This is a genomic window from Pontimicrobium sp. MEBiC01747, from assembly GCF_053601635.1.
Map to the genome: position 1 here is coordinate 1 of NZ_JBSHNS010000555.1, position 522 is coordinate 522.

Here is a 522-nt window from a genome sequence, read left to right on the forward strand (position 1 = left end):
TTTATTTCAATTAGTTTGGAACTATTAATAAATGAGAGTATTTTCCCTGTAAAAGAAAGAGTTACACAAATCAATAAGCTATCTAAACCCACAAATAAACCAAATTCCCAATATTAAGAACCGCTAGCACAAAAGTTACAATAGTAATTCTATCAGAAAACTTATAATTAATCCCTATAGCAACTAAAAATAATAATGGTATAATTAATCCCGAATACAAACGCAGCGAATACGTTTCTGTAGTATTAGATTTTAAGTGTGTAGCACTATTAATTTCGTTAAAAAGCAATGAGGTTTTTAATTGTAAAGTATCATGCTCTTTTACTTCGTATTGAAAATCTTCCGAAGCATAAAAGTCATAACTTTTAGTATGTATGCTATGCGAAGTATGCGAATTTCCACCGGCATTATAATAACGTTCAAACTTCGCTTTAGAACTTAAAGCGGTTTCTGTAATGGTTTGTCCTGTAAAGCTAAAATCTATAATAGTAACGATTGCTATAATGGCAGAAAGCGCAAAAA

At 30.1% G+C, this 522-nt stretch carries 1 protein-coding gene; it reads right to left on the bottom strand.

The window, feature by feature from the left end; all coding sequences use genetic code 11:
- Positions 1-82: 82 nt before the first annotated feature.
- Positions 83-522 (bottom strand): hypothetical protein (locus tag ACVC2P_RS18450; RefSeq protein ID WP_452599921.1); only part of this gene is annotated, 440 nt, incomplete at its 5' end.